Source organism: Rhizobium album, from assembly GCF_003122325.1.
Lineage (GTDB): Bacteria > Pseudomonadota > Alphaproteobacteria > Rhizobiales > Rhizobiaceae > Metarhizobium > Metarhizobium album.
The window spans coordinates 536373-560448 of record NZ_QFBC01000002.1 but is presented as its reverse complement, the minus strand read 5'-3'; the positions used below and the strand labels follow the sequence as shown (position 1 = coordinate 560448).

Below are 24076 nucleotides of genomic sequence, written 5' to 3'. Positions count from 1 at the left end.
GGCGGACCCTAGCCCAGATAGGTTTGCGCGAGAATGTCGGACAGCCGCTCGATCTCGTTTTCCAGCCGCCGGTAGACGTCGCCGTTCATCGTCTCCGGCGTCATGACGGCGACGCCGGAATGCAGCCGCATCGCTTCACGGTAGAAAGGCGACATCTGGCCGTTGACGAAGGCATTCGGCAGTTGTTCCACTTCGGTGCGGATCTCGTTGAGCTGAAACAGAATGGAACGCGGGTTGAGCGGATCGAGCGCCAGGAGGTCGGTCACCGTCAGCCGCGCGGTGTTGACGTTGTAGCGGCGGCGATGGGTCATGACGTTGTCGCCGATCTCGAGCAGCATGTCGAGCGCCCCGTCCGGCGCGTCCGGCCCGGACATGTGGCCGAGCAGCCGTGTCATGTGCAGCCCGCGCTCGAGGTAGCGGCCGATGGATAGAAAACGCCAGCCGGTGAAGCGATACATGTTTTCGTGCACCAGACCAGCGAAGCCGGCAAGCTTGCGCAAGAGAACGGTCATCGCATGCGTGGCGTCGTCGCCGGGCTTGACGCGCTCGTGAAACCGTCTTGCCGTCTTCGCCAGGTCGTTCAGCGCCAGCCAGCCGTCCGGCGAGAAACGGTCGCGGATGTTGCTGGCGGAGTAGACGGCGCTGTCGATGTTACGCAGCAGGCTTTCCGGCACGGCCTCCGTCGTGTCCATGTCGAGGGCGGCGAGATAATCGCTGACATTGGCGAGCAGCGGCTGCTTCGGATCGGCGGATTCGGCGAAGCGGGCGTTCCAGGCGCGCAGGATGCGCAGCGCCCCTTCCGCCCGCTCGATGTAGCGGCCGAGCCAGAAGAGGTTGTCCGCCGCCCGGCTCGGCAGGCTGCCCGGCATGTTGCGGGTGAAGTTTTCCTCGGCCGGCAGGAGCGTGGTGCGCTCCACCGGCTTGTCGCTGACGATCCAGACGTCGGCGGCGCGGCCGCCGGACTGCATGGCGATCGCCGCCACGTCGTCGCCGGAGCCGATACGGGCAAAACCGCCCGGCATGATCTCCCAGCCGTCGGCGGTGCGGGCGGCGAAGACGCGCAGGCTCATCGGCCGCGGCGTCAGCTTGCCGTTGACGATCGCCGGCGTCGTCGACAGCGTCACGGCCTCCTGGCCGACCAGCTTGGCGCCGTCGGTATTCAGCCAGTCGGCGATCGAGACTTTGGCCGAGCTGCGCAGCGTCGAACCGAGCACCGACTGGCCGTTGTCGTCGAAGAACGGCAGGCGCGAATAGGCAGGGCCGATCACCATCCTGGAAATATTGCTGGCGACATGCTCGCGCTCCGCCTGCTGCCCGCACCACCAGGTGGCGATCGACGGCATCAGCAGGTCCTCGCCGAGCAGGTGGCGGCAGATGGTCGGCATGAAGGACAAAAGCGCCCGCGTTTCGAGGATGCCGGAGCCGAGCGCGTTGACGATCGATACCGAGCCGGCGCGGAGCGCCTCGACCAGGCCGGGCGTGCCGATATGCGACTGCTGGTTCAGCTCCAGCGGATCGGCATAGGAGGCGTCGAGGCGGCGCCACAGCACGCTGACCGGTTTCAGCCCGGCGACGGTGCGCACCATGACGCGGTCGTTGAAGACCGTCAGGTCCTCGCCTTCCAGCAGCATGAAGCCGAGATAGCGGGCGATGTAGGCGTGCTCGAAATAGGTTTCGTTCGCCGGCCCCGGCGTCAGGACGGCGATACGGTCCTCGGCGCTGTGCTTGCCGCCCTGCAGCGTGTTGCGGAAGGCGCCGAAGAAGGAGGCGAGCCGGTGTACATGGGTCTCGGCATAGATGTCGGAAAAGGCGCGGGTGGTGGCGACGCGGTTTTCCAGCGCGAAGCCGGCGCCGGAGGGCGCCTGCGTCCGGTCGGCGAGCACCCACCAGTTGCCGTCCGGCCCGCGGCCGACCTCGAAGGAGCAGAAATGCAGGTAATGGCCGCCCACGGGCTTGATGCCGACCAGCGGCCGCAGATATTCCGGGTTGGCGGCGATCAGCGCCGGCGGCAGGCAGCCGTCGCGCACCAGCCGGTTTTCGCCGTAGATGTCGGCGACGACCTCTTCGAGAACGTTGGCGCGCTGGATCAATCCGGCTTCGAGCGCCTGCCATTCCTTTTCGTCGATCAGAACGGGAATATGGGAGATCGGCCAGCTGCGCTCGCCGCTGCCCTGCGCACCGTAGGCACGGTAGAAGACGCCGGCGTCACGAAGATAGCGGTCGGCGCGGGCAAAACGATCATGCAGTTCCTGCTCCGTCATGCGGCTGATCGCCGAAAGAAGCCCCTGCCAGACGGGACGCACCTGCCCCTGCGTGTCGACCATTTCGTCGGCGATATCGGGCATGGCGCGATAGCCGAAGGCCGGATCGGCTGCCGACCCGGCCTCAGCGCTCAGCTTTCGTCCCGTCGCGGGTTTCTTGCCCATTTAGATCCCTTGCGGCCGCCGCAGATCCAGCGTCAACGGAAACTCCGCCGAGGCGGCTTCCTGCATCAGAGTATACTGTCCGCCGGTGTGCCCCCACGGTTCGAATCGCGCCAGCCGCCGGGCCTCCGCTTCGTTGCCGTTTACCGGGAACGTGTCATAGTTGCGGCCGCCCGGATGGGCAACATGGTAACGGCATCCACCGATCGAACGGCCCGTCCATGTGTCATAAATGTCGAAGGTCAAAGGCGTATCGACCGGCAGCACCGGATGCAGGCCGGATGCCGGCTGCCACGCCTTGAAACGCACGCCGGCGACGGCGACACCCGATTGCCCGGTCGGCTTCAGCGGCACGGCACGGCCGTTGCAGGCGACGGCGTAACGTTCGGGATTGTCGGTGGTGAGCTTCACCTGCAGGCGCTCCACCGAGGAATCGACGTAGCGGACCGTGCCGCCCGGCGCGCCCTGCTCGCCCATCACATGCCACGGCTCCAGCGCCTGGCGCAGTTCCAGCAATGTATCGCCGTACTGCACCTCGCCGCAGAAGGGGAAGCGGAATTCCAGCTGCGCCTCGAACCATTCCGGCCGGAAGGCGAAGCCGTTGTCGCCGAGGTCGGACAGGACGTCGAGGAAATCCTGCCAGATGAAATGCGGCAGCATGAAGCGGTCGTGCAGCGTCGTGCCCCAGCGCACGAACCGGCCGGCGGCCGGGTTCTTCCAGAAACGGGCGATGAGCGCCCGCACCAGGAGCTGCTGGGCGAGGCTCATACGGGCGTTCGGCGGCATCTCGAAGCCGCGGAACTCGATGAGGCCGAGGCGGCCGGTCGGTCCGTCCGGCGAAAACAGCTTGTCGATGCAGATCTCGGCGCGATGGGTGTTGCCGGTGACGTCGATCAGGAGGTTGCGGAACAGGCGGTCGACGAGCCAGGGCAGCGGCGGCTGGCCATGGCCCGGCGCCGGCACCTGCGCCATGGCGATCTCCATCTCGTAGAGCGAGTCGTGCCGGGCCTCGTCGATGCGCGGCGCCTGGCTGGTCGGGCCGATGAACATGCCGGAGAACAGGTAGGAGAGCGAAGGATGGCGCTGCCAGTGCAGCACGATGCTCTTCAGCAGGTCCGGCCGGCGCAGGAACGGGCTGTCGCCGGGATTGGCGCCGCCGACCACCACGTGGTTGCCGCCGCCGGTGCCGGTGTGGCGGCCGTCGATCATGAACTTGTCGGCGCCGAGGCGCGTCTGCCGCGCTTCCTCGTAGATCGCCTGCGTCGTCGCGACGCAATCCTCCCAGGAAGAGGCGGGATGGATGTTGACCTCGATGACACCGGGATCGGGGGCGACGCGGATGACGTTGATGCGTTCGTCCTGCGGCGGCGCATAACCTTCGATGTGCACCGGCAGGCCGAGCGCGGCGGCGGCACGCTCGGTCGAGGCGATGAGATCGAGATAGTCCTCGATCGTCACCGTCGGCGGCATGAAGACGCAGAGCCGTCCGTCACGCGGCTCCACCGAGATGGCCGTGCGCACATGGCCGTCGTTTTCTTCGGCATGACCTCCGTGCTGCGGGCTGACCGGTTGCGTGTCGGCGAAGGGCTGGAAGTGCGCCGCCTGCAGCGGCCGGCCCTCGTCCTTGCCGAAATCGGGCAGGGGGCCGCGCGGCACGCTCGGGTCCATCGGATTGATGTAGGGATAGTGCGACGGCGGGATGAAGGCGAGCGAATTCAGGGGCAGACGGTAGCCGACCGGGCTGTCGCCGGGCATGAGGAAGATGCGGCCGCGCCGGGTCGTCCACTTCTCGCTGGCCCAGCGGCGACCGTCGGCGCGGGCGTTCCAGGCCTGCACCGGCAGCACGTAGCCGGTCGGTGTCGTCAGGCCGCGCTCGAAGACGCGGGCGATGCGCTGCCGGTCCTCGGGATTCTCCAATTCGGAGTTCGCCGGATCGACGTTCTCGGGCAGGCTGGCTTCCTTGACCAGCCATTCCGCCGGGTCCTCGAAGGCCGGCAGTACGTTCTCGGTCGCGATATCCAACTCGCCGGCGATCGCCGTCAGCAGCCGGCCGGCATCGTCCGGTGTCACCTTGTAGTCGGTGTCTTCCTTGGCGACGAGGTCGTCGTTCGACCAGACGGGCAGGCCGTCCCGGCGCCAGTACAGAGAAAACGTCCAGCGCGGCAGCGATTCGCCCGGATACCACTTGCCCTGGCCGTAATGCAGGAAGCCGCCGGGGGCGAAGCGTTGGCGCAGGCGGCGGATCAGCAGGTCGGCCTTGTCGCGTTTGGTCGGACCGACGGCGTCGGTATTCCATTCGGCGGATTCGAAGTCGTCGATCGAAACGAAGGTCGGCTCGCCGCCCATGGTGAGGCGCACGTCCTGCGCCGCCAGCGTGCGGTCGACCTTGCGGCCGAGCGCATCGAGCGCTTCCCAGGATTCCTCCGAAAAAGGCTTGGTGATGCGCGGGTGCTCGGCGACGCGCCGCACCTTCATGTCGAAGTCGAATTCGGTCTTGGCATGGCCGGAATAGCCGCCGGAGATCGGCGCGGCGTTGCGGTAATGCGGCGTCGCCGCCAGCGGGATGTGGCTTTCGCCGGTCAGCAGGCCGGAGGTGGGATCGAGGCCGACCCAGCCGGCGCCGGGCAGATAGACTTCCGCCCAGGCATGCAGGTCGGTGAAATCGACGTCGGTGCCGGAAGGACCGTCGAGCGCCTTGAGGTCGGGCGTCAGCTGGATCAGGTAGCCGGAGACGAAGCGGGCGGCGAGGCCGAGATGGCGCAGCACCTGCACCAGAAGCCAGCTGGTGTCGCGACAGGAGCCCTTGGCGCCGATCAGCGTGTCGTCGGGCGTCTGCACGCCGGGCTCCAGGCGGATGACGTAGCCGATTTCCTGCTGCAGCCGGGCATTGAGGCCGACGACCATGTCGACGGTGCGCTGCTCGGAGCGGTTGACCGTTTTCATGAAGGCGGCAAAGGCGTCGCCGGTCGGTTCCGGCTTCATGTAGATCGAAAGATCCTCCGTCAGTTCCGCCGGATAGGAGAACGGCCATCTGGTGGCGCTTTCCTCGACGAAGAAGTCGAAGGGATTGTAGACCGTCATGTCGGCGACGAGGTCGACCTCGATCTTGAACTCCGTCACCGGCTCGGGAAAGACGAAGCGGGCGAGGTAGTTGCCGTAGGGGTCCTGCTGCAGGTTGACGAAGTGCTTGGCCGGCGTGACCTTCAGCGAGTGGCTGAGCACCTTGGTCTTGGAATGCGCGGCGGGCTTCAAGCGGATGATCTGGGGGCCGAGGACGACGGGGTTATCATATTTGTAGTGCGTCAGATGGTAGATGCTGGCTTTGATCGACATCGTGCTGCTTGCCTGACCCGTTCTGCGATACGCGCTTCATGATCGGGTGATCTTGTGCAATGCAGCGCAAGAAAGCAAGAACGATTGCGGCATTCCGTCGCCCCCGAAAGCAGCCGCGTTCAGCCTCAGTCCAGCGTCCGCCGGAAACGCCTCACCGCGATCAGCATGGCGATGCCCGTCAGCCCCGCGAGGGCCAGCGCGTCGGTGGTCAGGTCGGAAAGATCGGCGCCTTTCAGCATGATGGCGCGGACGATGCGGATATAATGCGTCAGCGGCAGCGCCTCGCCGATCCATTGCGCCCAGGCCGGCATGCCGGCGAAGGGAAACATGAAACCGGAGAGCAGGATGTTGGGCAGGAAAAACATCATCGCCATCTGCATCGCCTGCAACTGGTTGGTCGCCACCGTCGAGAAGGTGTAGCCGATCGACAGGTTGGCGAGCACGAACAGGCCGGTGAGCAGCGAAAGCGAGGCCGGGTCGCCGAGGATCGGCACGCCGAAAACCCAGAAACCGGCAGCAATGATCAGTACCGCCTGCAGCAGACCGATCAGCACATAGGGCGCGATCTTGCCGAGCATGATCTCGATCGGCCGGATCGGCATCGACAGCAGGTTTTCCATCGTGCCGCGCTCCACCTCGCGGGTGACGGAGAGCGCGGTGAAGATCAAAAGTGTCATGGTCAGGATGGTGCCGAGCAGGCCGGGCACGATGTTGAGCGTCGAGGAGCCGGCCGGATTGTAGCGGCGATGCTGGACGATGCGGAAGGCGGGCGGCGTCGGCTCGCCCATCGTGACCTGCCGGTCGCGGGCCAAGGCGGTGTTGACGATGCCGGACAGCGCGCCGAGCGCCGAGCTTGCTGCGACGGGATCGGTGGCGTCGGCGGCCACCAGCAAGGCCGGCTGTTCGCCGCGCCGCAGCGCCCGCTCGAACCCTTCGGGGATCTCGATGACGAACAGCGCCCGGCCGGATTGCAGCATCTCGTCCATCTCTTCCTCGCGCTGGAGCACGAAGCGGATGTCGAAGAAATCGGTGTTTTCGAGCGCTGCCAGGATCGACCGGCCGACATCGCTCGTCTCGCGCATCAGCACGGCGGTCGGCAGGTTGTGCGGCGTGGAGTTGATGGCGAAACCGAAGAGGAAGAGCTGCATGACCGGGATCATGATCATCGTCGCCAGCGTGATCCGGTCGCGGGTCATCTGGATGAACTCTTTGGTCGTCATCGCCCAGAAGCGGCCGAAGGCGCCGCCGGTGCCGTCTACGCTCATCGGAAATTGTCCTCCGACCGTTTCATCAGGTCGATGAAGGCATCCTCCAGCGTCGGCTCGCCCTTCTGCCAAGTCAGGCCGGCGCGGCTGCGGAACGGGGCGATCGCCGCTTCCAGCGCCGTCTCGTCGCGGCCGGAAACATGCAGGCTGGTGCCGAAGGGGGCGACCATGTCGATGCCCCCGGTCTTTTCCAGTTCCATCTGCAGCGGGTGGATGTCAGCGCCGGTCACGGTCCAGGTGTAGAGATGCGAGGCGGCTATCACCTCGTCCACCGTGCCGGTCACCAGCAGCTTGCCGTAGGCGATGTAGGCGATCTCGTGGCAGCGCTCCGCCTCGTCCATGTAGTGCGTCGAGACCAGCACCGAGAGGCCTTCGGCGGCGAGTGCATGGATCTCGCTCCAGAATTCGCGCCGCGCCTGCGGATCGACGCCGGCGGTCGGCTCGTCGAGCAAAAGCAGCGCCGGCTGCGGCAGGATGCAGGCGCCGAGCGCCAGCCGCTGCTTCCAGCCGCCGGAGAGATTGCCGGCCAGCTGGTTTTCGCGGCCCTTGAGGCCGAGCCGGTCGATGGCGCCCTGCGCCTTGCCGCGCGGATCGGGCAGATTGTAGATGCGGGCGACGAATTCGAGGTTTTCGCGGATCGACAGGTCCTGGTAGAGCGAAAAACGCTGCGTCATGTAGCCGACGCGGCGGCGGATGCGGTCGCTTTCGGTGAGGATGTCGAACCCGAGGCAGGTGCCGGTGCCGCTGTCCGGCGTCAGCAGGCCGCAGAGCAGGCGGATGGTGGTGGTCTTGCCGGAGCCGTTCGGGCCGAGAAAACCGTGGATGCGGCCCTTGCCGACCTGCATCGACACATGGTCGACGACGGTGCGGCCGTTAAAACTCTTCGTCAACTCGTGAACGTCGATGACGATGTCGCGGGCGGGCGGGGCTTCGGCGCTCTCGGGGAGGGCGGGTGCGGCGGCTGTCATTGCGCCTCTCCGCTGCCGGCCGCCGGCTGGATGTCGACCGGCTGGCCGACGCGCAGCAGCGCCGGTTTTTCCGGCACGGCCTCGATGCGATAGACCAGCTTTGCCCGCTCCTCCGGCGTGTAGATCTCCGGTGGCGTGTATTCGGCGGATGATGCGATGAAGGTGATGCGCGCCGCGCTCGTCTCGCAGCCGTCGCAGGAGACCGTCACCCGGTCGCCGAGTCGTGTGCCGGCAAGGGCTGCCTGCGGGATGAAGAAGCGCAGCTTGATGTTCTCCGGCGGCAGGATCGCCACCACCGGCCGCCCTGCCGGCACCACTTCGCCGGTCCGGTAATACAGTTCTTCCACCGTGCCGGCGGCCGGCGAGGTAACGGCACGGCGGGCGAGTGCGGCTTCCGCCGCGGCAAGATTGGCCTGGACGGAGCGCACCGTCTTTTCCGCCGCGCGGATCGTCTCGTCGCGTTCGGGCAGCCGGCCGAGGTCGATCTGGCGGCGGATGTTGTCGAGCGCGGCCTTGCTCGCCGCGTAGTTGGCCTCCGCGCTGTCGAGGTTGGATTTCGAAGCCGTGCCCCTATTGAACAGCGCGGTGGTGCGCTCCAGTTCTTCGGAGGCCAGGTCGAGCTTTGCCTGCGCCTCCCGTTCGCTGGCGGCCAGCACGGCGATCTCTTCCGGCCGTTTCTGCGCCGCCATCACCAGCGCCTGCTGCGCTTGCGCCTTGGCAAGCTCGGCGCGGGCGCCGTCCACCGCGGCAAGCTCCGTCCGGTCGTCGAGGCGGAAGAGCGGGGTGGCGGCGGCGACCGCTTGCCCTTCCGCAACGGCGAGTTCCGTGAGCCGCCCGCCGTTTTCAGCCCCGATGAACAGCGTGTCGGCTTCAACCCAGCCCTGGTAGGGTCGCGGCTTGTCATCGGACAGCAGGAACGGAAGGGCGCAAAGTACCGCCAGGAGCACCACGGCGAGGGGAAGGATCTTGCGCATCACGCGTCTCCGGGCGGCATGAAAAGAGTGTCGAGAAAGGCATCGAAGAGTTTTTTCGTATCGAGCGGTTCCAGCCGTTCGAACAGCGAACCCCAGACGATGGAGAGAATGAGCGGCGAGGCGACGATCTGCGGTACCGCGGCGACGGCCGGCGCCCTCAGTTCGCCCCGCTCCGCCGCCCGCGACAGCACCTGCTGCAGCGCCTTGAGCCCGACCGAGATGACGTCGCGGTGATAGATCTCGGCAATCGCCGGAAAGGCCGGTCCTTCGGAAATAATCAGGCGGATGAGGTGGCGGCGCTCGGTGCGCAGCACCAGCCGCACGAACGTATCGTAAAGCAGCGTCACCGCCTGCCGGCCCGTCAGGCCGTCGCGGATCGCCACCGCGCCGATTTCCGCCAGCACCGGCGAGGCGAGGCCGGCGACCAGTCCGGTGAACAGCGCCTCCTTGTCGGCAAAATGCAGGTAGACCGTGCCCTTGGCGATGCCGGCCCGCGCCGCAATATCCTCGATCCGCGTCGCGGCGAAACCGCGCTCGGTGAAGACGGCAAAAGCGGCGTCGAGGATCTCACGCTTGCGCTGCTCCGGGCTGACGGCCTTGCGTTTGCTTTCCTTCATCGAAGGAATCCTTTTATGACTGACCAGTCAGTCATTATAGTAAACAAGAAATTCACGCAACAAAAAAGCGAGCCGGCCACGGGGCCGGCTCGCCTTGCAGAATGGTCATCCTGCCGTCAGCTGCGGCCGAATTCGTCAACGATGCGGATGATGTCGTCCTCGCCGAGATAGGAACCTGTCTGAACCTCGATCATCTCCAGCAGGATCTTGCCCGGATTGGCAAGGCGATGCACCTCGCCCTGCGGGATGTAGACGGACTCGTTTTCGCGCAGGGTCTGGACTTTTTCGCCGACGGTCACTTCCGCCGTGCCCTTGACGCAGATCCAGTGCTCGGAGCGGTGATGATGCTTCTGCAGCGACAGCTTCTTGCCCGGCAGAACGAAGAGGCGCTTCACCTGGAACCGGTCGCCGTTGAGCACCGAGGTATAGCCGCCCCAGGGGCGGTAGGAGGTCGGGTGCGTCTGCGTCAGGTTCGAGGTGGCGCTCCGGGCGGCGAGATGCTTGACCAGCCTGCCGACCTCCTGCGCCTCATCGAGGCGGCCGACATAGACGGCGTCCTCGCTGGCGATGACGGCGATGTTGTCCATGCCCTGCACGGCCAGGTGGCCGTGATGCGACATGACCAGCGAATTGCGGGTGTTCAGAACGGTGACATTGCCTTCGACGACGTTGCCGTCCTCGTCGTTCTTGCCGAGCTTCCACACCGAATCCCAGCTGCCCAGATCCGACCAGACGATCGGCGAGGGCACGACGGCGGCGTTCCTGGTCTTTTCCATGATGGCGTAATCGATGGAAATATCCGGGCTCGCCGCGAAGGCGTCGTGGTCGAGGCGGGTGAAATCGAGGTCGCGCACGGCCTTTTCGACGGCCAGCGTTGCCGCTTCCATGACGGCAGGCGCATAGGCCTGGAATTCCTTGGTCAGCTGCGGCAGCGAGAACATGAACATGCCGGAGTTCCAGAGATAACCGCCGGCGGCGAGCATCTCTTCGGCTTTTTCCTTGTTCGGCTTCTCCACGAACCGTTTCACCGCATGGGCGCCGGTGGGCAGCGGGTCGCCGGATTCGATGTAGCCATAGCCGGTTTCGGCATGCGCCGGCGTGATGCCGAAGGTCACCAGTTTGCCGGCCGCCGCAGTGTCGCGGGCGATGCGGATACAGTCGAGATAGGTGGCGTCGGCGACGATCTCGTGGTCGGAGGCGAGAATCTGGATGATCGCATCGTCGTCGAACAGGCCGGCAACCGCGGCCGCGGCGGCCGCGACGGCCGGCGCGGTGTTGCGGGCCATCGGTTCCAGGATGACGGCGGCGAGCTTGACGCCCATTTCGCGCGCCTGCTCGGCGACGAGGAAGCGGAATTCCTCGTTGGTGACGATGACGGGCGCTTCATAACGATCCGGATCGGCGACGCGGGCGAGCGTGTTCTGGAACAGCGTCTTGTCGCCGATCAGCTGGATGAACTGTTTCGGCGCCGTGGCCCGCGACAGCGGCCAGAGCCGCGTTCCCTTGCCGCCGGCCATGATCACCGGAACTATTCTCTTCGTCATGAATGCAATCCTCTCGGCTGGTCCCATCCCGTCGGCGCCTCGTCATAGGGCGCGTCATTAGGCACGCTTGCTAACGCGATGCGCCTTGTTTGGCAACGCCGGGTAAGCAGAGGATTCAGGCGAATATCGGATGGTTGCAGCAGAAATTCCCGAAAGCCCTTCAAGAAGTAGGGGTAGTGGGCGCCGAAAGATGCTCGTGCACCGCTTTCCAGGCGCCTGCGGCATCGCGGGCGAAGACGATGGTTTCGCGCTCCTGCGTGGTGGCCTCGTCGTCGCCGAAGGCGACATCGGTGGAAACGGCATGGGTGAAGATGCCCGTCTCGCCCACCATCTGCAGCCGCTGTTCGCTCGACCGGCAACCGCGGACGCGAAATCCGTCGCGGCTTTCCCAGAGCGCCCATTCCGCCTCGTATTCGGCGCGGCTTTTCAGCGTGCGGTCGAGATTGTGGAAGATGAAGGTCGCTTCCGGGGCGAAAGCGGCAAAATAGGCGTCGCGGTCGTGGCGCGCGAAAGCGTCGATGAGCCGGCGTGCGGCACCGAGGATCTCGTCTTCCAATAGTCTCTCCCTGTCATGCTTGTTTGTCGGGTCTTATCGCGGGGCGCTGATCAGCGTCGCTAAGGGCCGGTTCTGGCGGGCGACATTGTCCTTCAGCGCCTCGAGCGTCGCCGGCTCGTCCTTGACGAATTCCGTGAACATCATGTTGAGGTTGTTGAACACCATCTGGCCGACGGCGACGGCATCGATGCCGGTCATGATCACGCCGCGCAGCTGCAGCTTCTGCATCAGGGCGGCGATCTGGTCGCACAGCCGGTTGTCGAGATCGGTGTAGCGCCGGCTGAAAGGGCTTTTCGGCTGCTGGATCGAAATCGCCATGGCGGTGCGCCACATCTCCTTCGTCAGATAGACGAGCGAGTGGTCGTAATACTGGTTGATCAGCACTTCCAGCGCCTCGCCGACGGAGGCGGGCGGGTTTTCGACGATGGATTTGCCGGCTTCCAATACCTCCTCCACTTCCATGGAGACGGTGGCGACGAGGATGTCGCCCTTGTTTTCGTAATAATTGTAGAAGGTCCCGACCGACACCTCGGCGCGTTCGGCGATGTCCTCGATCCGCGCGCTGTCATAACCCACCTCACGAAACAGGCTCGATGCCGCCTCCAGGATGCGCCGATTCCTGTCGGCCTTCTGCCGTGCCCTCAGCCCTGCCATTTCAGTCTTTTCCGTTTTTTGAATATCCTCAAAATTGATATTGACTTAAAAATTGAACTCATTCAATCTTTTTCCGAAAGGCGCCGGAAATGAGCGTCGGGAAAGAGGGAAACGAGATGAAAACCGGGAAAAGGCCTGGCGCTTGCATGCGCCGTTTTCTGCAGTCCGCCACCGCGCTTGCGGCCATCGCCTTTGCCGCGCCGACACTGGCGCAGGATGAGCTGAACGCGCTGGTCTGGTGCGACCACACCGATCCGACGCTGATCGAGCCGTTCGAGCAGGCCAACAACGTCAAGGTCAATCTCAAGGATTTCGAGGGCACGGGCGCCGGCCTGTCGATCATCGAGCAGTCGCAGCCGGGTGACTGGGACGTCATGGTCATCGACGGCGTCGATGTGCAGCGCGCCCTTGACATGGACCTGTTTGCCGAACTGCCGGCCGATGCCCTGCCGACGGCGGATATCTTCCCGGAGGTTCGCCTCGACAAGAACAACAGCCGCGACGGCAAGATCTACGCCGTCACCGAAAAATTCGGCTACAACACCATCGCCTACGACAAGTCGAAGGTCGATGTGAACGACATGAAGAACCTGTCGTCGCTCTGGTCGGAAAAATACAAGGGCCGCATCGCGATCTACGATTATTACCTGCCGTTGATCGGCATCGCCGGCCTGGAGCTTGGCAAGAAGACCGCGGAACTCACCGACGCCGATCTACCCGCCATCAAGGACAGGCTGGTGGCGCTGAAGCAGAATTCCAAGCAGGTCAGCGACGTCGTCTCCTCGCAGACGGCGCTGGCGACCGGTGAAGTCGACATCCTGCTCGGCGGCGGCGAATGGATCACCGGCGTGCTCTCGGCCGACAAGCCGGACCTCGACTGGACGATCCCGGACGAGGGCGGCCTGCTCTGGACCCAGTCCATCGCCGTGCTCAAGACCTCGAAGAAGCAGGAACTGGCGCGCAAGTTCGTGCAGTATATCGTCAGCCCCGAGGGCCAGGCGCGGCTTGCCACCTCCTCCTGCTACTGGGCGATGCCGGCCAACAGCAAGGCGGGCGATCACCTGACCGACGCCCAGAAGGCGGCGCTGCGCTGGAGCGACCAGGCATCGTACCTGCCGAAAACCCAGCTCTATCCGGTGCCGAGCGCCGAGCTGGACCAGAAGATGCAGGATGTCTGGACGGAGATGTTGCAGCAGTAAATATTGGCTGCCTATGGCGGGTTTGACGGCTCGTCGCCCCTCTTCCCCTTCTCCCCAGCGGGGAGAAGGTGGCCCGAAGGGTCGGATGAGGGGCGACACACGGCAGGACTTTCCCCCGTGGCACCCCCTCATCTCGCTGCGTCCTGCGGACCTTTTTCCCCGCGGGGGAGAAGGGGCACGGGGCACCCTTTCGTTCTATGTGCGATACCCTGCCGCTCGGGGGAGTAAGGGACGCAGGCGGATCAGGGGCAATCCCCCAACACGAAACAGAGGCCGAAAGCCACCCATGACCACCCTCTCGCTCGAAAATGCCGATCGCCGCAAGGCCTGGGGGTTTGTGGCGCCGGCGCTCGTCTGGACCGTCGCCTTCTTCGTCGTGCCGTTCCTGTTCATGGCGGCGATGAGCCTGTGGTCGCGGCAGGGCCGGGAGATCGTGCGTGCCTGGAACCTCGACAACTACCTGCGCTTCTTCGGCGAAAACGCCCTGCTCAAGGGCCTGAGCAATTCCCTCGAAATCACCCTCACCGTCACCGTGCTTTCGGTGCTGCTCGCTTATCCGCTTGCCTGGATCATTGCCGAACGGGTGCCGAAGCGCTTCCAGCGCACGGCGCTGATCCTCGCCATCCTGCCGTTCTGGACGTCCTATGTCGTGCGCTCCTATTCCTGGCTGCTGGTACTGACCAAGAACGGCGTCATCAACCAGGCGCTGCTGGGCATCGGCATCATTTCCGAGCCGCTGGAAATCGCCAGCACCCGCACCGCCACCGTCATCGGTTTCGTGCATTTCTTCGTCATGCTGCTGACGCTGACGATCTACGCCAATCTGGTGCAACTGTCGCCGAACTACCGCCGCGCCGCCGCCGATCTCGGCGCCAACGGGCTGCAGACCTTCTGGCACGTCATCCTGCCGCTGACGCTGCCCGGCATCATGACCGGCGCCTTCCTCACCTTCGTGCTCTGCATCGGCGACTATATCACGCCGCAGATTCTCGGCGGCAACAACGAGCTGGTGCTGCCGCAGATCATCATGCTGCAGATCGGCCGGCGCGCCGACCTGCCTATGGCCTCGGCGCTCTCCATCGTGCTGATGCTCGCCGTCACGCTGGCCTATGCGCTCTGCGCCCGCTGGCTGAAGATCGATCGGGTGTGACCATGCTGCGCCACCGTCTCTCCACCCTTCTTGCCGTTATCTACGCCGCCGCCCTGTTCGGCTTCATCTTCCTGCCGGTGGCGGTGCTGGTGCTGTTCTCCTTCCAGGACGGCCGCTTGCCGGTACCACCCTTCAACGGCTTTTCTCTGCAATGGTACGAGGCGATCTTCGCCGACCGCAAGCTGATGGCGGCCCTGCTGAATTCGCTGATCGTCGCCACCGCGTCGTCCGCCGTCGCCTGCCTGCTCGGCTTCATGGCGGCGTACGGTTTTGCCCGCTACAAGCTGCCGGGCTCGGTGCTGCAGCGTGGCCTGCTGATCGCGCCAATGACGGTGAGCTACCTGATCATAGCGCTCGGCCTGCTCACCGTGCTCAATACGCTCGGCATCGGCCTGTCACTGTGGACGGTCGGCATCGGCCATGTCGTCATCAACCTGCCGCTCTGCTTCGCGATCATCTATTCCTCGATGGGCGATCACCATGTGAACATCGAGCGCGCCGCCCGCGACCTCGGCGCCAGTGACTGGAAGGTGATGCTGCTCGTCACCGCGCCGATGCTGATGCCCTCGATCCTCGCCAGCTTCTTCCTCTCTGTTACCTTCAGCTGGGACGAATTCATCATCGCCTTCCTGCTGTCGCGTTTCAACGTCACCCTGCCGGTGGAGATCTGGAGCCTGTTGCGCTCCGGCCTCAACCCCAAAACCAACGCCATCGGCTCCGTCGTCTTCCTGGCGTCGATCGCGCTGCTCGCCATCCTCGAACTGACCCTCTTCCGGAAAAAGAACACGCCATGACCGCCGCCGTCTCGATCCGCACCGTCTCGCGCCTTTTCCACCAGTTCACGGCGCTGAACGAGGTCTCGCTGGAGATCGCCGCCGGCGAGTTCATCGTGCTGCTCGGCCCCTCGGGCTGCGGCAAGACCACGCTGCTCTCCATCCTTGGCGGCTTCCTGCTGCCCTCGAGCGGCCAGGTGCTGATCGCCGACAAGGACATGACCTTCGTGCCGCCGGCCCGGCGTCCGACCACCACCATGTTCCAGGATTATGCGCTTTTCCCGCATATGTGCCTGCGCGACAATGTCGGCTTCGGCCTCAGGATGCGCGGCATGGCGCGTGCCGAACGCTATGAGAAGGCCTTCGGTTTCCTCGATCTCGTCGGCCTGAAGGCCTCGTCGGCCAAGAAGCCGCACGAACTCTCCGGCGGCCAGCGCCAGCGCGTGGCGCTGGCCCGGGCGCTCGCCGTCGATCCCGACGTGCTGCTTCTCGACGAGCCGCTCGGCGCGCTCGACCTGAAACTGCGCCGCCAGATGCAGGATGAGTTGAAGGCGATCCAGAAGCGGGTCGGCACCACCTTCGTCCACGTCACCCACGACCAGGAAGAGGCGATGGCGATCGCTGACCGCATCGTGGTGATGAATGCTGGCCGCATCGAGGATGTCGGCGCGCCGGCCGAGATCTACATGCGGCCGAAATCGCTGTTTTCCGCCGGCTTCATGGGCGAGGTGAATTTCCTCGACGGCAAGGCGATCGCCCGCGACGACGACGACGTGCTGGTGGAAACGCCGCTCGGCCGGCTGGCCCTGCCGGCCACGGCCTTTACCGCCGGCGATGCGAGGGCCGGGCAGAAGCTCAGCCTCGTTATCCGCCCGGAGCATTTCCGCGGTCCCGCGGAGACGGCGGGCAGTCCCGGCAGCCTGTCGCTGGGCGAGGCGCGTATCACGTCCAGTGCCTTCTTCGGCACCCACCAGCGTTGCCATGTGGCGCCCGTATCCTCGCCTTCGCTGAGCCTCGTCGTGCACATGCCGCAGACGGCGCAGCTTGCCGATGGCGTTTGCGTGCCGCTCGCCGTGCAGGCCGCCGATATCGTCGCCCTGCCGGCCGTGACGGAGGCCTGACCATGCTGCGCATCAGCCCGGACAAATGGTACGCCGTCGAGCGCCGCGGGGACGACGTCACCGCCATTTCCGAACCCTACATCCAGGAATTCTACCGCTGCAACATCTGGCACGTCCGTGGTCGCGACCGCGACATGCTGGTCGATAGCGGCATGGGTGTCGTGTCGCTGCGCGAGTGGGTGCCGCTGGTCACCGAGAAGCCGTTGATCGCGGTAGCCAGCCACACCCATTTCGATCACATCGGCTGCCATCACGAGTTCGAATGCCGTGCCGTGCATGAGGCCGAGGCCGATCTTCTCGCCCACCCGACCCGCGCCAACACGCTCGCCGAACCCTATGTCACCGACGACATCTTCGACGCCCTGCCGCCGGAACCCTATTGCTCGACATGTTATGCTGTGAAGGCGGCGCCGGCGACCCGCATCCTTCGGGACGGCGATCATATCGATCTCAGCGATCGCGTCTTCGAGGTCATTCATACGCCCGGCCACTCCCCCGGCGGCATCGCGCTGTGGGAGGAAAAGACCGGCATCCTGTTTTCCGGCGACATCCTCTATGACGGCCCGCTGATCGAGGATACCTACCATGCCGATGCCGGAGATTACCTGCGGTCGATGCAGCGCCTGCTGTCGCTGCCGGTGCGCCTCGTGCATGGCGGCCACTTCCCGAGCTTTTCCGGCGAGCGCTACCGGGCGCTCATCCGCGACTGGCTCGACGAAAAGCAACGGGCCTGACCGACGCAACGTTCGGGCAGGGTTGGACGGATATCGAGTGTGTTCGAATCGGTGGCATGCGCCGCCCGCATGAAGAGGGACACATGAGAAACGTCGCCATCGCCATCCTCGGCCTGCTTGCCGTCAGCGGCTGCACCAATCCGGGCGCCTACGTGCCGCCGGACGGGTTCGTGGATCCGATCTCCAAACAATGCCGCGGCGTCATCCGCGAGCAGGAATTTGTCGCCTGCACCAATGCCGTGCGCTCCGGCCAGTATTATTTCGTGCCCAAGCGTGGTGTCGAGGCGATGCAGGAGGAACTGGGCGAAACCGGCACCAGCGGCGAAAAGGGTGCCCGGCGCTATATCAAGTAGCCTGGGGATCACTGAGCCGCGACGGCCCAATCCTTTGCCGTGCAGGCGGCTTGGCTCCTGACCCTCTGCTGTAAGACGTGGAGGGGTGCATCACATTTTCTTCTCCCCGCCGTAACGGGGAGAAAAGCCCGCAGCGCGAAGGCGAATGAGGGCCTGTCGAGCCCTCATCATTTCAGCCGCAGTCCCTTATGCCGCAGCCCGCCGGCGTGCCTGGACCGACCGTGCCAGATCTTCCAGCACCGAAACCGAGGTCGCCCAGTCGATGCAGCCATCGGTGATGCTCTGGCCGTAGACGAGCGGTTTGCCCGGCACCAGGTCCTGCCGGCCGGCGACGAGGTGGCTTTCCACCATGACGCCCTTGATGCGCCGGTCGCCCGCCGCCACCTGGCGGCCGACGTCGGCGGTCACCTTCGGCTGGTTTTCCGGGTTCTTGCTGCTGTTGGCATGGCTGGCGTCGATGATCAGCCGCGGCGCAAGCCCGACCTTTTCCGAGAGCGCCGACACGGCGTTGACACTGTCGGCATCGTAGTTCGTCCGGCTGCCGCCGCGCAGGATGACGTGGCAATCCTCGTTGCCGCGGGTCGAGGCGATCGCGGCGCGACCGTCCTTGGTCACTGCCGGGAAATGATGCGGCCGCGACGAGGCCATGCAGGCGTCGAGCGCGATGCGGACGTTGCCGTCCGTGCCGTTCTTGAAACCCACCGGGCAGGACAGGCCGGAGGCCAGTTCGCGGTGTACCTGGCTTTCGGTCGTGCGCGCGCCGATGGCGCCCCAGCTGACCAGGTCGGCGATGTATTGCGGCGTGATCGTGTCGAGGAATTCCGAGCCGGCGGGCAGGCCGAGCTTGTTGACGTCGATCATCAGGCCGCGGGCAAGCCGCAGGCCGTCCTCGATGCGGTAGCTGCCGTCGAGATGCGGATCGTTGATCAGGCCCTTCCAGCCGACGGTGGTGCGCGGCTTCTCGAAGTAGACGCGCATCACCACTTCCAGCTCGTCGGAGAAGCGGCGGCGCTGCTCTTCCAGCAGGCCGGCATATTCGCGGGCGGCGACCGGATCGTGGATCGAGCAGGGGCCGATGACGACGATCAGGCGGTCGTCCTTGTCGTGCAGGATGTCGTGCACCGTCTGGCGCGAGCGGGTGACGGTCTCGGTCACCGCGTCGGTGCGCGGGATCTCCGTCAGGATGCGCTCCGGCGAGCTCAGCGGGGTGATGTCGACGATACGCAGGTCGTCTGTGGTATGCGGCATGGCATGCTTTCCTCTGTTCTGGGGGTCATACCGTGCCGACAAAAAAGCCGCCAGGGTGACCAGCGGCTGTTCGGGTGATGTCGTGACGTCAGTCTAGTCTACGCACAGGCCCGCATCCGCTGGAAGCAGCGGTACGAATAAAATCGATAGGCGTAGGTGTTCAGCATCGACATGCGCCCTCTCTAAGGCAAATTTTCCGGCTTGTCACCTGTCTTGTCGGGCGAAAAAAGCCGGATGCGTGCGACGCTCCGGCTTTTTTCGTCGATTGTTTCGGCCCTGGCTCAGGCGAGCGAGACCGGCACTTCGGTCGAGGTGCGCATCGCATGGCTGTAGGGGCAGACGATGTGGGCGGCGGCGATCAGTTTTTCGCCGACTTCGCGGTCGATGCCCGGGATGTTGACCGACAGCGACACCTCGATGCCGAAACCCTGGCCGTCGTCACGCGGGCCGATGCCGACGGTGGCGGTCACGGTCGTGTCTTCCGGGATCTTTACCTTTTCCTTGCCTGCCACAAATTTAAGGGCACCGAGGAAGCAGGCGGAGTAGCCGGAGGCGAAAAGCTGCTCGGGATTGGTGCCGCGGGCGCCGTCGCCGCCGAGTTCCTTCGGCGTGGTCAGCGTCACGTCGAGGACACCGTCCTCGCTGACGGCGCGGCCCGAACGGCCGCCGGTGGCTGTGGCTTTGGTCGTATAGAGGATCGGCATCTCGTGTCTCCTTGGGTTTGTCGAGAATGATTTTTATATATAGAACAATTTAATTGCGCGCAATATAATTTTGCACATTGAAAAAAAGAATTTGAACTGCGATTATGGTGGCACGTGACGATGACGGTGAAACGACGGGGCAAGGCGATGGAACAGGCGGTTTTGGACAAGCATCTGGTGCTCGACCGGCAGCTCTGTTTTGCCGTCTATGCCACGGCGCACGCGTTTACGCGCGCCTACAAGCCGCTGCTCGATCCGCTCGGGCTCACCTATCCGCAATATCTTGTCATGCTGGTTCTGTGGGAGAAGGGCGAGGTGCCGGTCAAGGCGATCGGCCAGTCCCTCGATCTCGATTCCGGCACGCTGTCGCCGCTGCTCAAGCGGCTGGAGCAGGCGGGGCTGATTACCCGGCTGCGCGACGTCAACGACGAACGGCAAGTGCTGGTTCGCGTAACGGCGAAGGGGCTCGCGCTGAAACAGCAGGCCGCCGGCGTGCTGGGCGCCATCGGCAAGGCGATCGGCTGCGATAGCGACGAGATCGACGCCCTTCGCCAGCGCCTGCATGACCTGCGAGCGCAATTACAGTCATCCCAGGACGGTTGAAGGCTGATGGAGTAGGGATCGGCAATGCCCCGGCGCTTTCGCTGCCGGGGTTTTTATCGCCGGCTTACTGCCAGACGACGATGCGGGCCTTTTCCGGCACGCGGTCGTAGAGGTCGATGACATCCTGGTTTATCAGCCGCACGCAACCGGAGGAGACGGCCTTGCCGATCGAGTTCCATTCCGGCGAGCCGTGCAGCCGGTAGAGCGTGTCCTGGCGGTTCTGGAAGATGTAGAGCGCACGCGCGCCGAGCGGATTGGTCAGGCCGGGATCCATGCCGCCGTTTTCGATGGAATATTTCGCCAGTTCCGGCTTGCGGGCGACCATTTCGTTCGGCGGCTTCCAGCGCGGCCACTTCTGCCGCCACCAGATGACGCCTTCGCCCTGCCAGGCGAAGCCTTCGCGGCCAATGCCGACACCATAGCGCATCGCCGTCGCCCCGCCCGATTCGACGAGATACAGGAACCTTGCCCGCGTATCGACGACCACGGTTCCGGCCGGCTGGCCAGTGGTGTTGCTCACCCGCTGGCGGTAGAATTGCGGCGGGATCTTCTGGTAGGGCACGGCGGGAATAATGAAGCCGCTGTCTTCCATCTCGCCATAGATGAGGTCGAGTTCGGCCGAGCGCGGCGTGTATTCGACGCTGCCGGGAATTTCCGGCCGGGTGAAGGCCACGGTGCGCACCGGCATCACCGGCGGCGTCGAGGACGAGGCGCAACCGGCCAGCGTGGAAGCGGCGGCAACCCCGGCGAAAGACAGAAAACGGCGCCGGGAGAGGAAATGAGGATCGTTCATGGCAGGAAGACAAAATCCGTGGGACGACGTTGCATATGCGGCATGGAAACGGTTGGCGGGGCCGCTTGGTTCCGTGCCGCAGCAAGAATGTTGCCACCCTTACCCCAGCGCGACTGGCCGATCCACCGGTGATAGCCGATAGTCACACAGAAGTGTTGTCAGTTTATTGATCGTTATGGCGAAAGAGCGGCGACCGCGCCGTTTCTTCACGCCTCCGCCGCATCGCCGTCGATCATCGCCATCAGCGTTTCCAGCCGGTCAGCCTCGTAGGGTGGCTTGTCCTCGCGCAGCCGGGCGATGCGCGGAAAACGCATGGCGACGCCGGATTTATGGCGGGTGGAGCGGTTGATGCCCTCGAAGGCGACCTCGACGACGAAACCGAAGTCATGGGTGGCGCGGATGGCGCGGACGGGGCCGAAACGATCGGTGGTGTTGTTGCGGACGAAACGGTCGAGCTGCTCCAGCTCGGCATCGGTGAAGCCGAAATAGGCCTTGCCGACCGGCACCAGCTGGTCCTTGCCATCCAGCTCGGTCCAGACGCCGAAGGTGAAGTCGGAATAATAGCTGGAGCGTTTGCCGTGGCCGCGCTGGGCATACATCAGCACGGCATCGATATTGTAGGGATCGCGTTTCCACTTGAACCACGGCCCCTTGGCGCGGCCGGCCTGGTAGGTGCTGTCGAGCCGCTTGATCATCACGCCTTCGATCACCGGATCGGGCGGCGCCTTGCGCAGCGCGTCGAGGTCCGTCCAGTTGGAGAAAGGCACAAGCGGCGAGAGGTCGAAACGCTCGTGCGGGCTGCTATCGATGATCGCGGTCAGGCGGTCGCGGCGCTCGACATAGGTTTCGCCGCGCACGTCGCGATCGCCGGAAAACAACAGGTCGTAGGCGCGGATGAAGGCCGGGTAGTCGTCCAGCATGCGGCTGCTCACCGTCTTGCGGTTCAGCCGCTGCTGCAGGTCGCCGAAGGTGCGCGTCGGATTGTTGGAGCGCGCCGTGCCGCCGACCAGAAGCTCGCCGTCGAGCACGCCTTCGAAATTCATCGCGTCGATGATATCCGGAAAGGTGCCGGAAATGTCGTCGCCGCTGCGGGAATAGAGCCGCCGCTCGCGGCCGAAACCCGTCAATTGCACGCGAATCCCGTCCCATTTCCACTCGGCGGCGAAATCGGCCGGGTCGAGCCCGTCGAGGTCGCCGTTGCCGACGGGTGTCGAGAGCATCACCGAATGGAAGATCGCCGGCGTTGCCAGCACCGGCCTGTCGGTCCTGCCCTCCAGCCAGGCGAACAGCGGCTCGTAAGGCGGGGCGAGCCCGTGCCACAGGGTTTCGATCTCCGTCACGTCCTTGCCGCCGAGGTCGGCGAGCGCCTGCTTGGCAAGCCTGGCCGAAACGCCGATACGTAACCCGCCGGTGACAAGCTTCAGGAAGGCGAAGCGGCTCGACGTATCCAGCCGGTCGAGCAGGCCGCGCACATAGGCGCGCACCTCAGTGCGGCCGAGCCCGTTCATTTCGCGGATCACCGCGCCGAGGCGCGGCTGCAGCGGGTGTTCGGCATCGCTCTCGCGATCCCACACCAGCGATATGGTTTCGGCGAGATCGCCGACGTAATCGTAGGAATAGCGGAACAGCACCTCGTCCATGCGTTCCAGCACCAGTTCGCGCAGCATGGCCGGTTTGACGCTGCGCACCTCCAGCGTGCCGGCGATGGCGGCGAGGCCGTAGCCACGATCCGGGTCGGGGGTGTCGCGAAAATAGTCGGTCAGCAGTTTCAGCTTGCCGTTGCGGGAGGGCGTCAGGACGAGACGGTCGAGCAGGGTGGCGAAGGCTTTCATGCGCGGGCTCCCGGGATCTCCATGCGGCCGGCAAGGCTAACGCACATCCCCTTCTCCCCGCCGGGGAGAGGGGACGAGCCGCACGCATCGCTGGAGAAAGGGTCTGCTCCCATCCTCAATCCCCCTCGTCCTCGTAACCGACGAGATGCAGCGGCCGGGCGGCGATGCCCTGGAGTTCGCACCAGCGCACCAGGGCCTCCTCGCGGCCATGGGTGACCCAGACCTGCTCGGGGGCGATCTCGCGGATGGTCTGCGTCAGTTCCGGCCAGTCGCAATGGTCGGAGATCACCAGCGGCAGCTCGACGCCGCGCTGCTTGGCGCGCTGGCGCACCATCATCCAGCCGGAGGCGAAACTCGCCACCGGATCGGAGAAGCGCCGCGCCCAGCGGTCGGCGAAGGCCGAGGGCGGGCCGACGATGACGGCGCCGCGGAATTCGTCCTGGTTGCCGCGCTCCACCGTCGCCGGCCGCAATTCGCCGAGATCGATGCCCTGTGACCGGTAATAATCGCACAGTTTGGCGAGTGCCCCGTGGATGTAGATCGGCTCGCCATATCCCGCCTGCCGCAGAAGCGCGATCACCCGTTGCGCCTTGCCCAGCGCATAGGCGCCGACGAGGTGGCTGCGCTCGGGAAACTGTTTCAGCGAGGTGATCAGCTTGCCGATTTCGGCGCGCGGATCGGGGTGGTGGAACACCGGCAGGCCGAAGGTCGCCTCGGTGATGAAGACGTCGCAGGCGACCGGCTCGTAGGGGGTGCAGGTGGGATCGGCGCTGCGCTTGTAGTCGCCGGAGACGACGATGCGCATGCCCTCCTTCTCGATGGCGATCTGCGCCGAACCCAGCACATGGCCGGCCGGATGGAAGCTGACGGCGACGCCGCCCACGTCGAGCTCGCTGCCAAGATCGACGGCCTGTTCGCTTTCGCAAAAATCCTCGCCGTAGCGCAGCTTCATGATGTCGAGGGTCTGGCGGGTGGCCAGGACCGCCCGGTGGCCGGAGCGGGCATGGTCGGAATGGCCGTGGGTGATCAATGCGCGGTCGACTGGCCGGACCGGATCGACATGGAAGGCGCCGGCCGGGCAATACAGGCCTTCCGGCGTCGGGAAGAGCAGTTTTTCAGGTCGCATGGCGATAGAGATAAAGCACGCCGCGCAAAAGTGTACGGCGGTTTTGCGAAAACGACAGGCAAAGGGCAAAAAGCCAGCAAGCGGAGGACTGCGGCGCGCTGCGACG

At 65.0% G+C, this 24076-nt stretch carries 21 protein-coding genes; 7 read left to right on the top strand and 14 right to left on the bottom strand.

Annotated elements, in window-relative coordinates:
- Window positions 1–8: 8 nt before the first annotated feature.
- The 9 genes from DEM27_RS06925 to DEM27_RS06885 form a co-directional block, all read right to left on the bottom strand.
- The gene (locus tag DEM27_RS06925) at window positions 9–2426 is read right to left on the bottom strand and encodes a circularly permuted type 2 ATP-grasp protein (protein WP_109457462.1); all 2418 of its coding nucleotides are present in this window, start codon (window positions 2424–2426) and stop codon (window positions 9–11) included.
- A complete protein-coding gene (locus DEM27_RS06920; protein WP_109457461.1) occupies window positions 2427–5756 on the bottom strand; it encodes a transglutaminase family protein in 3330 nt (1109 codons plus the stop codon).
- Between the two features lie 125 nt (window positions 5757–5881).
- Window positions 5882–7021: an ABC transporter permease gene (locus tag DEM27_RS06915; RefSeq protein ID WP_109457460.1), complete on the bottom strand. Its 1140-nt coding sequence runs from the start codon at window positions 7019–7021 to the stop codon at window positions 5882–5884.
- Complete coding sequence (locus tag DEM27_RS06910) at window positions 7018–7989, bottom strand: ABC transporter ATP-binding protein (RefSeq protein ID WP_109457459.1); 972 nt, start codon at window positions 7987–7989, stop codon at window positions 7018–7020. Before DEM27_RS06910 ends, DEM27_RS06915 begins: the two co-directional genes overlap by 4 nt.
- Window positions 7986–8963 carry an HlyD family secretion protein gene (locus DEM27_RS06905; RefSeq protein ID WP_109457458.1) on the bottom strand — a complete coding sequence of 326 codons (978 nt, stop codon included), beginning with the start codon at window positions 8961–8963 and terminating at the stop codon, window positions 7986–7988. Before DEM27_RS06905 ends, DEM27_RS06910 begins: the two co-directional genes overlap by 4 nt.
- Window positions 8963–9580: a TetR/AcrR family transcriptional regulator gene (locus tag DEM27_RS06900; RefSeq protein WP_109457457.1), complete on the bottom strand. Its 618-nt coding sequence runs from the start codon at window positions 9578–9580 to the stop codon at window positions 8963–8965. The genes DEM27_RS06905 and DEM27_RS06900 overlap by 1 nt, the downstream gene beginning before the upstream one ends.
- Window positions 9581–9696: 116 nt before the next feature.
- Window positions 9697–11124 carry a mannose-1-phosphate guanylyltransferase/mannose-6-phosphate isomerase gene (locus DEM27_RS06895; RefSeq protein ID WP_109457456.1) on the bottom strand — a complete coding sequence of 476 codons (1428 nt, stop codon included), beginning with the start codon at window positions 11122–11124 and terminating at the stop codon, window positions 9697–9699.
- 160 nt (window positions 11125–11284) lie between these two features.
- Complete coding sequence (locus DEM27_RS06890) at window positions 11285–11680, bottom strand: YybH family protein (protein WP_109457455.1); 396 nt, start codon at window positions 11678–11680, stop codon at window positions 11285–11287.
- A gap of 33 nt (window positions 11681–11713) precedes the next feature.
- Window positions 11714–12334 carry a TetR/AcrR family transcriptional regulator gene (locus DEM27_RS06885; RefSeq protein WP_109457454.1) on the bottom strand — a complete coding sequence of 207 codons (621 nt, stop codon included), beginning with the start codon at window positions 12332–12334 and terminating at the stop codon, window positions 11714–11716.
- Window positions 12335–12480: 146 nt separating this feature from the next.
- Between DEM27_RS06885 and DEM27_RS06880 the strand changes: the two genes are divergently transcribed.
- The 6 genes from DEM27_RS06880 (at window position 12481) to DEM27_RS06855 (ending at window position 17664) form a co-directional block, all read left to right on the top strand.
- Window positions 12481–13533, top strand: a complete 1053-nt coding sequence (locus DEM27_RS06880; RefSeq protein ID WP_245445690.1) for a polyamine ABC transporter substrate-binding protein — start codon at window positions 12481–12483, stop codon at window positions 13531–13533.
- 286 nt (window positions 13534–13819) lie between these two features.
- Window positions 13820–14683, top strand: coding sequence for an ABC transporter permease (locus DEM27_RS06875; RefSeq protein ID WP_109457452.1), 864 nt, complete (start codon window positions 13820–13822; stop codon window positions 14681–14683).
- Between the two features lie 2 nt (window positions 14684–14685).
- Complete coding sequence (locus tag DEM27_RS06870) at window positions 14686–15477, top strand: ABC transporter permease (RefSeq protein WP_109457451.1); 792 nt, start codon at window positions 14686–14688, stop codon at window positions 15475–15477.
- Window positions 15474–16577, top strand: a complete 1104-nt coding sequence (locus tag DEM27_RS35185; RefSeq protein ID WP_109457450.1) for an ABC transporter ATP-binding protein — start codon at window positions 15474–15476, stop codon at window positions 16575–16577. The genes DEM27_RS06870 and DEM27_RS35185 overlap by 4 nt, the downstream gene beginning before the upstream one ends.
- Window positions 16578–16579: 2 nt before the next feature.
- Window positions 16580–17311 (top strand): MBL fold metallo-hydrolase, encoded by a 732-nt coding sequence (locus DEM27_RS06860; RefSeq protein ID WP_109457449.1) that lies wholly within the window; start codon window positions 16580–16582, stop codon window positions 17309–17311.
- Window positions 17312–17394: 83 nt separating this feature from the next.
- On the top strand, window positions 17395–17664 hold the full coding sequence (locus DEM27_RS06855; protein ID WP_109457448.1) for a hypothetical protein: 270 nt from the start codon (window positions 17395–17397) through the stop codon (window positions 17662–17664).
- Window positions 17665–17850: 186 nt separating this feature from the next.
- Here the strand turns inward: DEM27_RS06855 and DEM27_RS06850 are convergent, their stop codons facing one another.
- Window positions 17851–18912 (bottom strand): 3-deoxy-7-phosphoheptulonate synthase, encoded by a 1062-nt coding sequence (locus DEM27_RS06850; protein WP_109457447.1) that lies wholly within the window; start codon window positions 18910–18912, stop codon window positions 17851–17853.
- 281 nt (window positions 18913–19193) lie between these two features.
- Complete coding sequence (locus DEM27_RS06845) at window positions 19194–19616, bottom strand: organic hydroperoxide resistance protein (protein WP_109457446.1); 423 nt, start codon at window positions 19614–19616, stop codon at window positions 19194–19196.
- Between the two features lie 120 nt (window positions 19617–19736).
- Between DEM27_RS06845 and DEM27_RS06840 the strand changes: the two genes are divergently transcribed.
- Window positions 19737–20219: a MarR family winged helix-turn-helix transcriptional regulator gene (locus DEM27_RS06840; protein ID WP_109457706.1), complete on the top strand. Its 483-nt coding sequence runs from the start codon at window positions 19737–19739 to the stop codon at window positions 20217–20219.
- Between the two features lie 64 nt (window positions 20220–20283).
- On the opposite strand, the gene DEM27_RS06835 is transcribed toward DEM27_RS06840, so the two are convergent.
- The 3 genes from DEM27_RS06835 to DEM27_RS06825 form a co-directional block, all read right to left on the bottom strand.
- On the bottom strand, window positions 20284–21012 hold the full coding sequence (locus DEM27_RS06835; RefSeq protein WP_109457445.1) for a L,D-transpeptidase family protein: 729 nt from the start codon (window positions 21010–21012) through the stop codon (window positions 20284–20286).
- Between the two features lie 206 nt (window positions 21013–21218).
- A complete protein-coding gene (locus DEM27_RS06830) occupies window positions 21219–22844 on the bottom strand; it encodes a cisplatin damage response ATP-dependent DNA ligase (RefSeq protein WP_109457444.1) in 1626 nt (541 codons plus the stop codon).
- Window positions 22845–22959: 115 nt separating this feature from the next.
- A complete protein-coding gene (locus tag DEM27_RS06825) occupies window positions 22960–23970 on the bottom strand; it encodes a ligase-associated DNA damage response exonuclease (RefSeq protein WP_109457443.1) in 1011 nt (336 codons plus the stop codon).
- Window positions 23971–24076 lie beyond the last annotated feature (106 nt).

Excerpts from the sequence above, each read along its gene's own strand:
- DEM27_RS06915 (WP_109457460.1), bottom strand. The coding sequence starts at position 7,021 with ATGAGCGTAGACGGCACCGGCGGCGCCTTCGGCCGCTTCTGGGCGATG.
- DEM27_RS06880 (WP_245445690.1), top strand. The coding sequence starts at position 12,481 with ATGCGCCGTTTTCTGCAGTCCGCCACCGCGCTTGCGGCCATCGCCTTT.
- DEM27_RS06910 (WP_109457459.1), bottom strand. The coding sequence starts at position 7,989 with ATGACAGCCGCCGCACCCGCCCTCCCCGAGAGCGCCGAAGCCCCGCCC.
- DEM27_RS06900 (WP_109457457.1), bottom strand. The coding sequence starts at position 9,580 with ATGAAGGAAAGCAAACGCAAGGCCGTCAGCCCGGAGCAGCGCAAGCGT.
- DEM27_RS06845 (WP_109457446.1), bottom strand. The coding sequence starts at position 19,616 with ATGCCGATCCTCTATACGACCAAAGCCACAGCCACCGGCGGCCGTTCG.
- DEM27_RS06830 (WP_109457444.1), bottom strand. The coding sequence starts at position 22,844 with ATGAAAGCCTTCGCCACCCTGCTCGACCGTCTCGTCCTGACGCCCTCC.
- DEM27_RS06920 (WP_109457461.1), bottom strand. The coding sequence starts at position 5,756 with ATGTCGATCAAAGCCAGCATCTACCATCTGACGCACTACAAATATGAT.
- DEM27_RS06885 (WP_109457454.1), bottom strand. The coding sequence starts at position 12,334 with ATGGCAGGGCTGAGGGCACGGCAGAAGGCCGACAGGAATCGGCGCATC.
- DEM27_RS06855 (WP_109457448.1), top strand. The coding sequence starts at position 17,395 with ATGAGAAACGTCGCCATCGCCATCCTCGGCCTGCTTGCCGTCAGCGGC.
- DEM27_RS06850 (WP_109457447.1), bottom strand. The coding sequence starts at position 18,912 with ATGCCGCATACCACAGACGACCTGCGTATCGTCGACATCACCCCGCTG.
- DEM27_RS35185 (WP_109457450.1), top strand. The coding sequence starts at position 15,474 with ATGACCGCCGCCGTCTCGATCCGCACCGTCTCGCGCCTTTTCCACCAG.
- DEM27_RS06870 (WP_109457451.1), top strand. The coding sequence starts at position 14,686 with ATGCTGCGCCACCGTCTCTCCACCCTTCTTGCCGTTATCTACGCCGCC.
- DEM27_RS06840 (WP_109457706.1), top strand. The coding sequence starts at position 19,737 with ATGACGGTGAAACGACGGGGCAAGGCGATGGAACAGGCGGTTTTGGAC.
- DEM27_RS06825 (WP_109457443.1), bottom strand. The coding sequence starts at position 23,970 with ATGCGACCTGAAAAACTGCTCTTCCCGACGCCGGAAGGCCTGTATTGC.
- DEM27_RS06925 (WP_109457462.1), bottom strand. The coding sequence starts at position 2,426 with ATGGGCAAGAAACCCGCGACGGGACGAAAGCTGAGCGCTGAGGCCGGG.
- DEM27_RS06875 (WP_109457452.1), top strand. The coding sequence starts at position 13,820 with ATGACCACCCTCTCGCTCGAAAATGCCGATCGCCGCAAGGCCTGGGGG.
- DEM27_RS06860 (WP_109457449.1), top strand. The coding sequence starts at position 16,580 with ATGCTGCGCATCAGCCCGGACAAATGGTACGCCGTCGAGCGCCGCGGG.
- DEM27_RS06835 (WP_109457445.1), bottom strand. The coding sequence starts at position 21,012 with ATGAACGATCCTCATTTCCTCTCCCGGCGCCGTTTTCTGTCTTTCGCC.
- DEM27_RS06905 (WP_109457458.1), bottom strand. The coding sequence starts at position 8,963 with ATGCGCAAGATCCTTCCCCTCGCCGTGGTGCTCCTGGCGGTACTTTGC.
- DEM27_RS06895 (WP_109457456.1), bottom strand. The coding sequence starts at position 11,124 with ATGACGAAGAGAATAGTTCCGGTGATCATGGCCGGCGGCAAGGGAACG.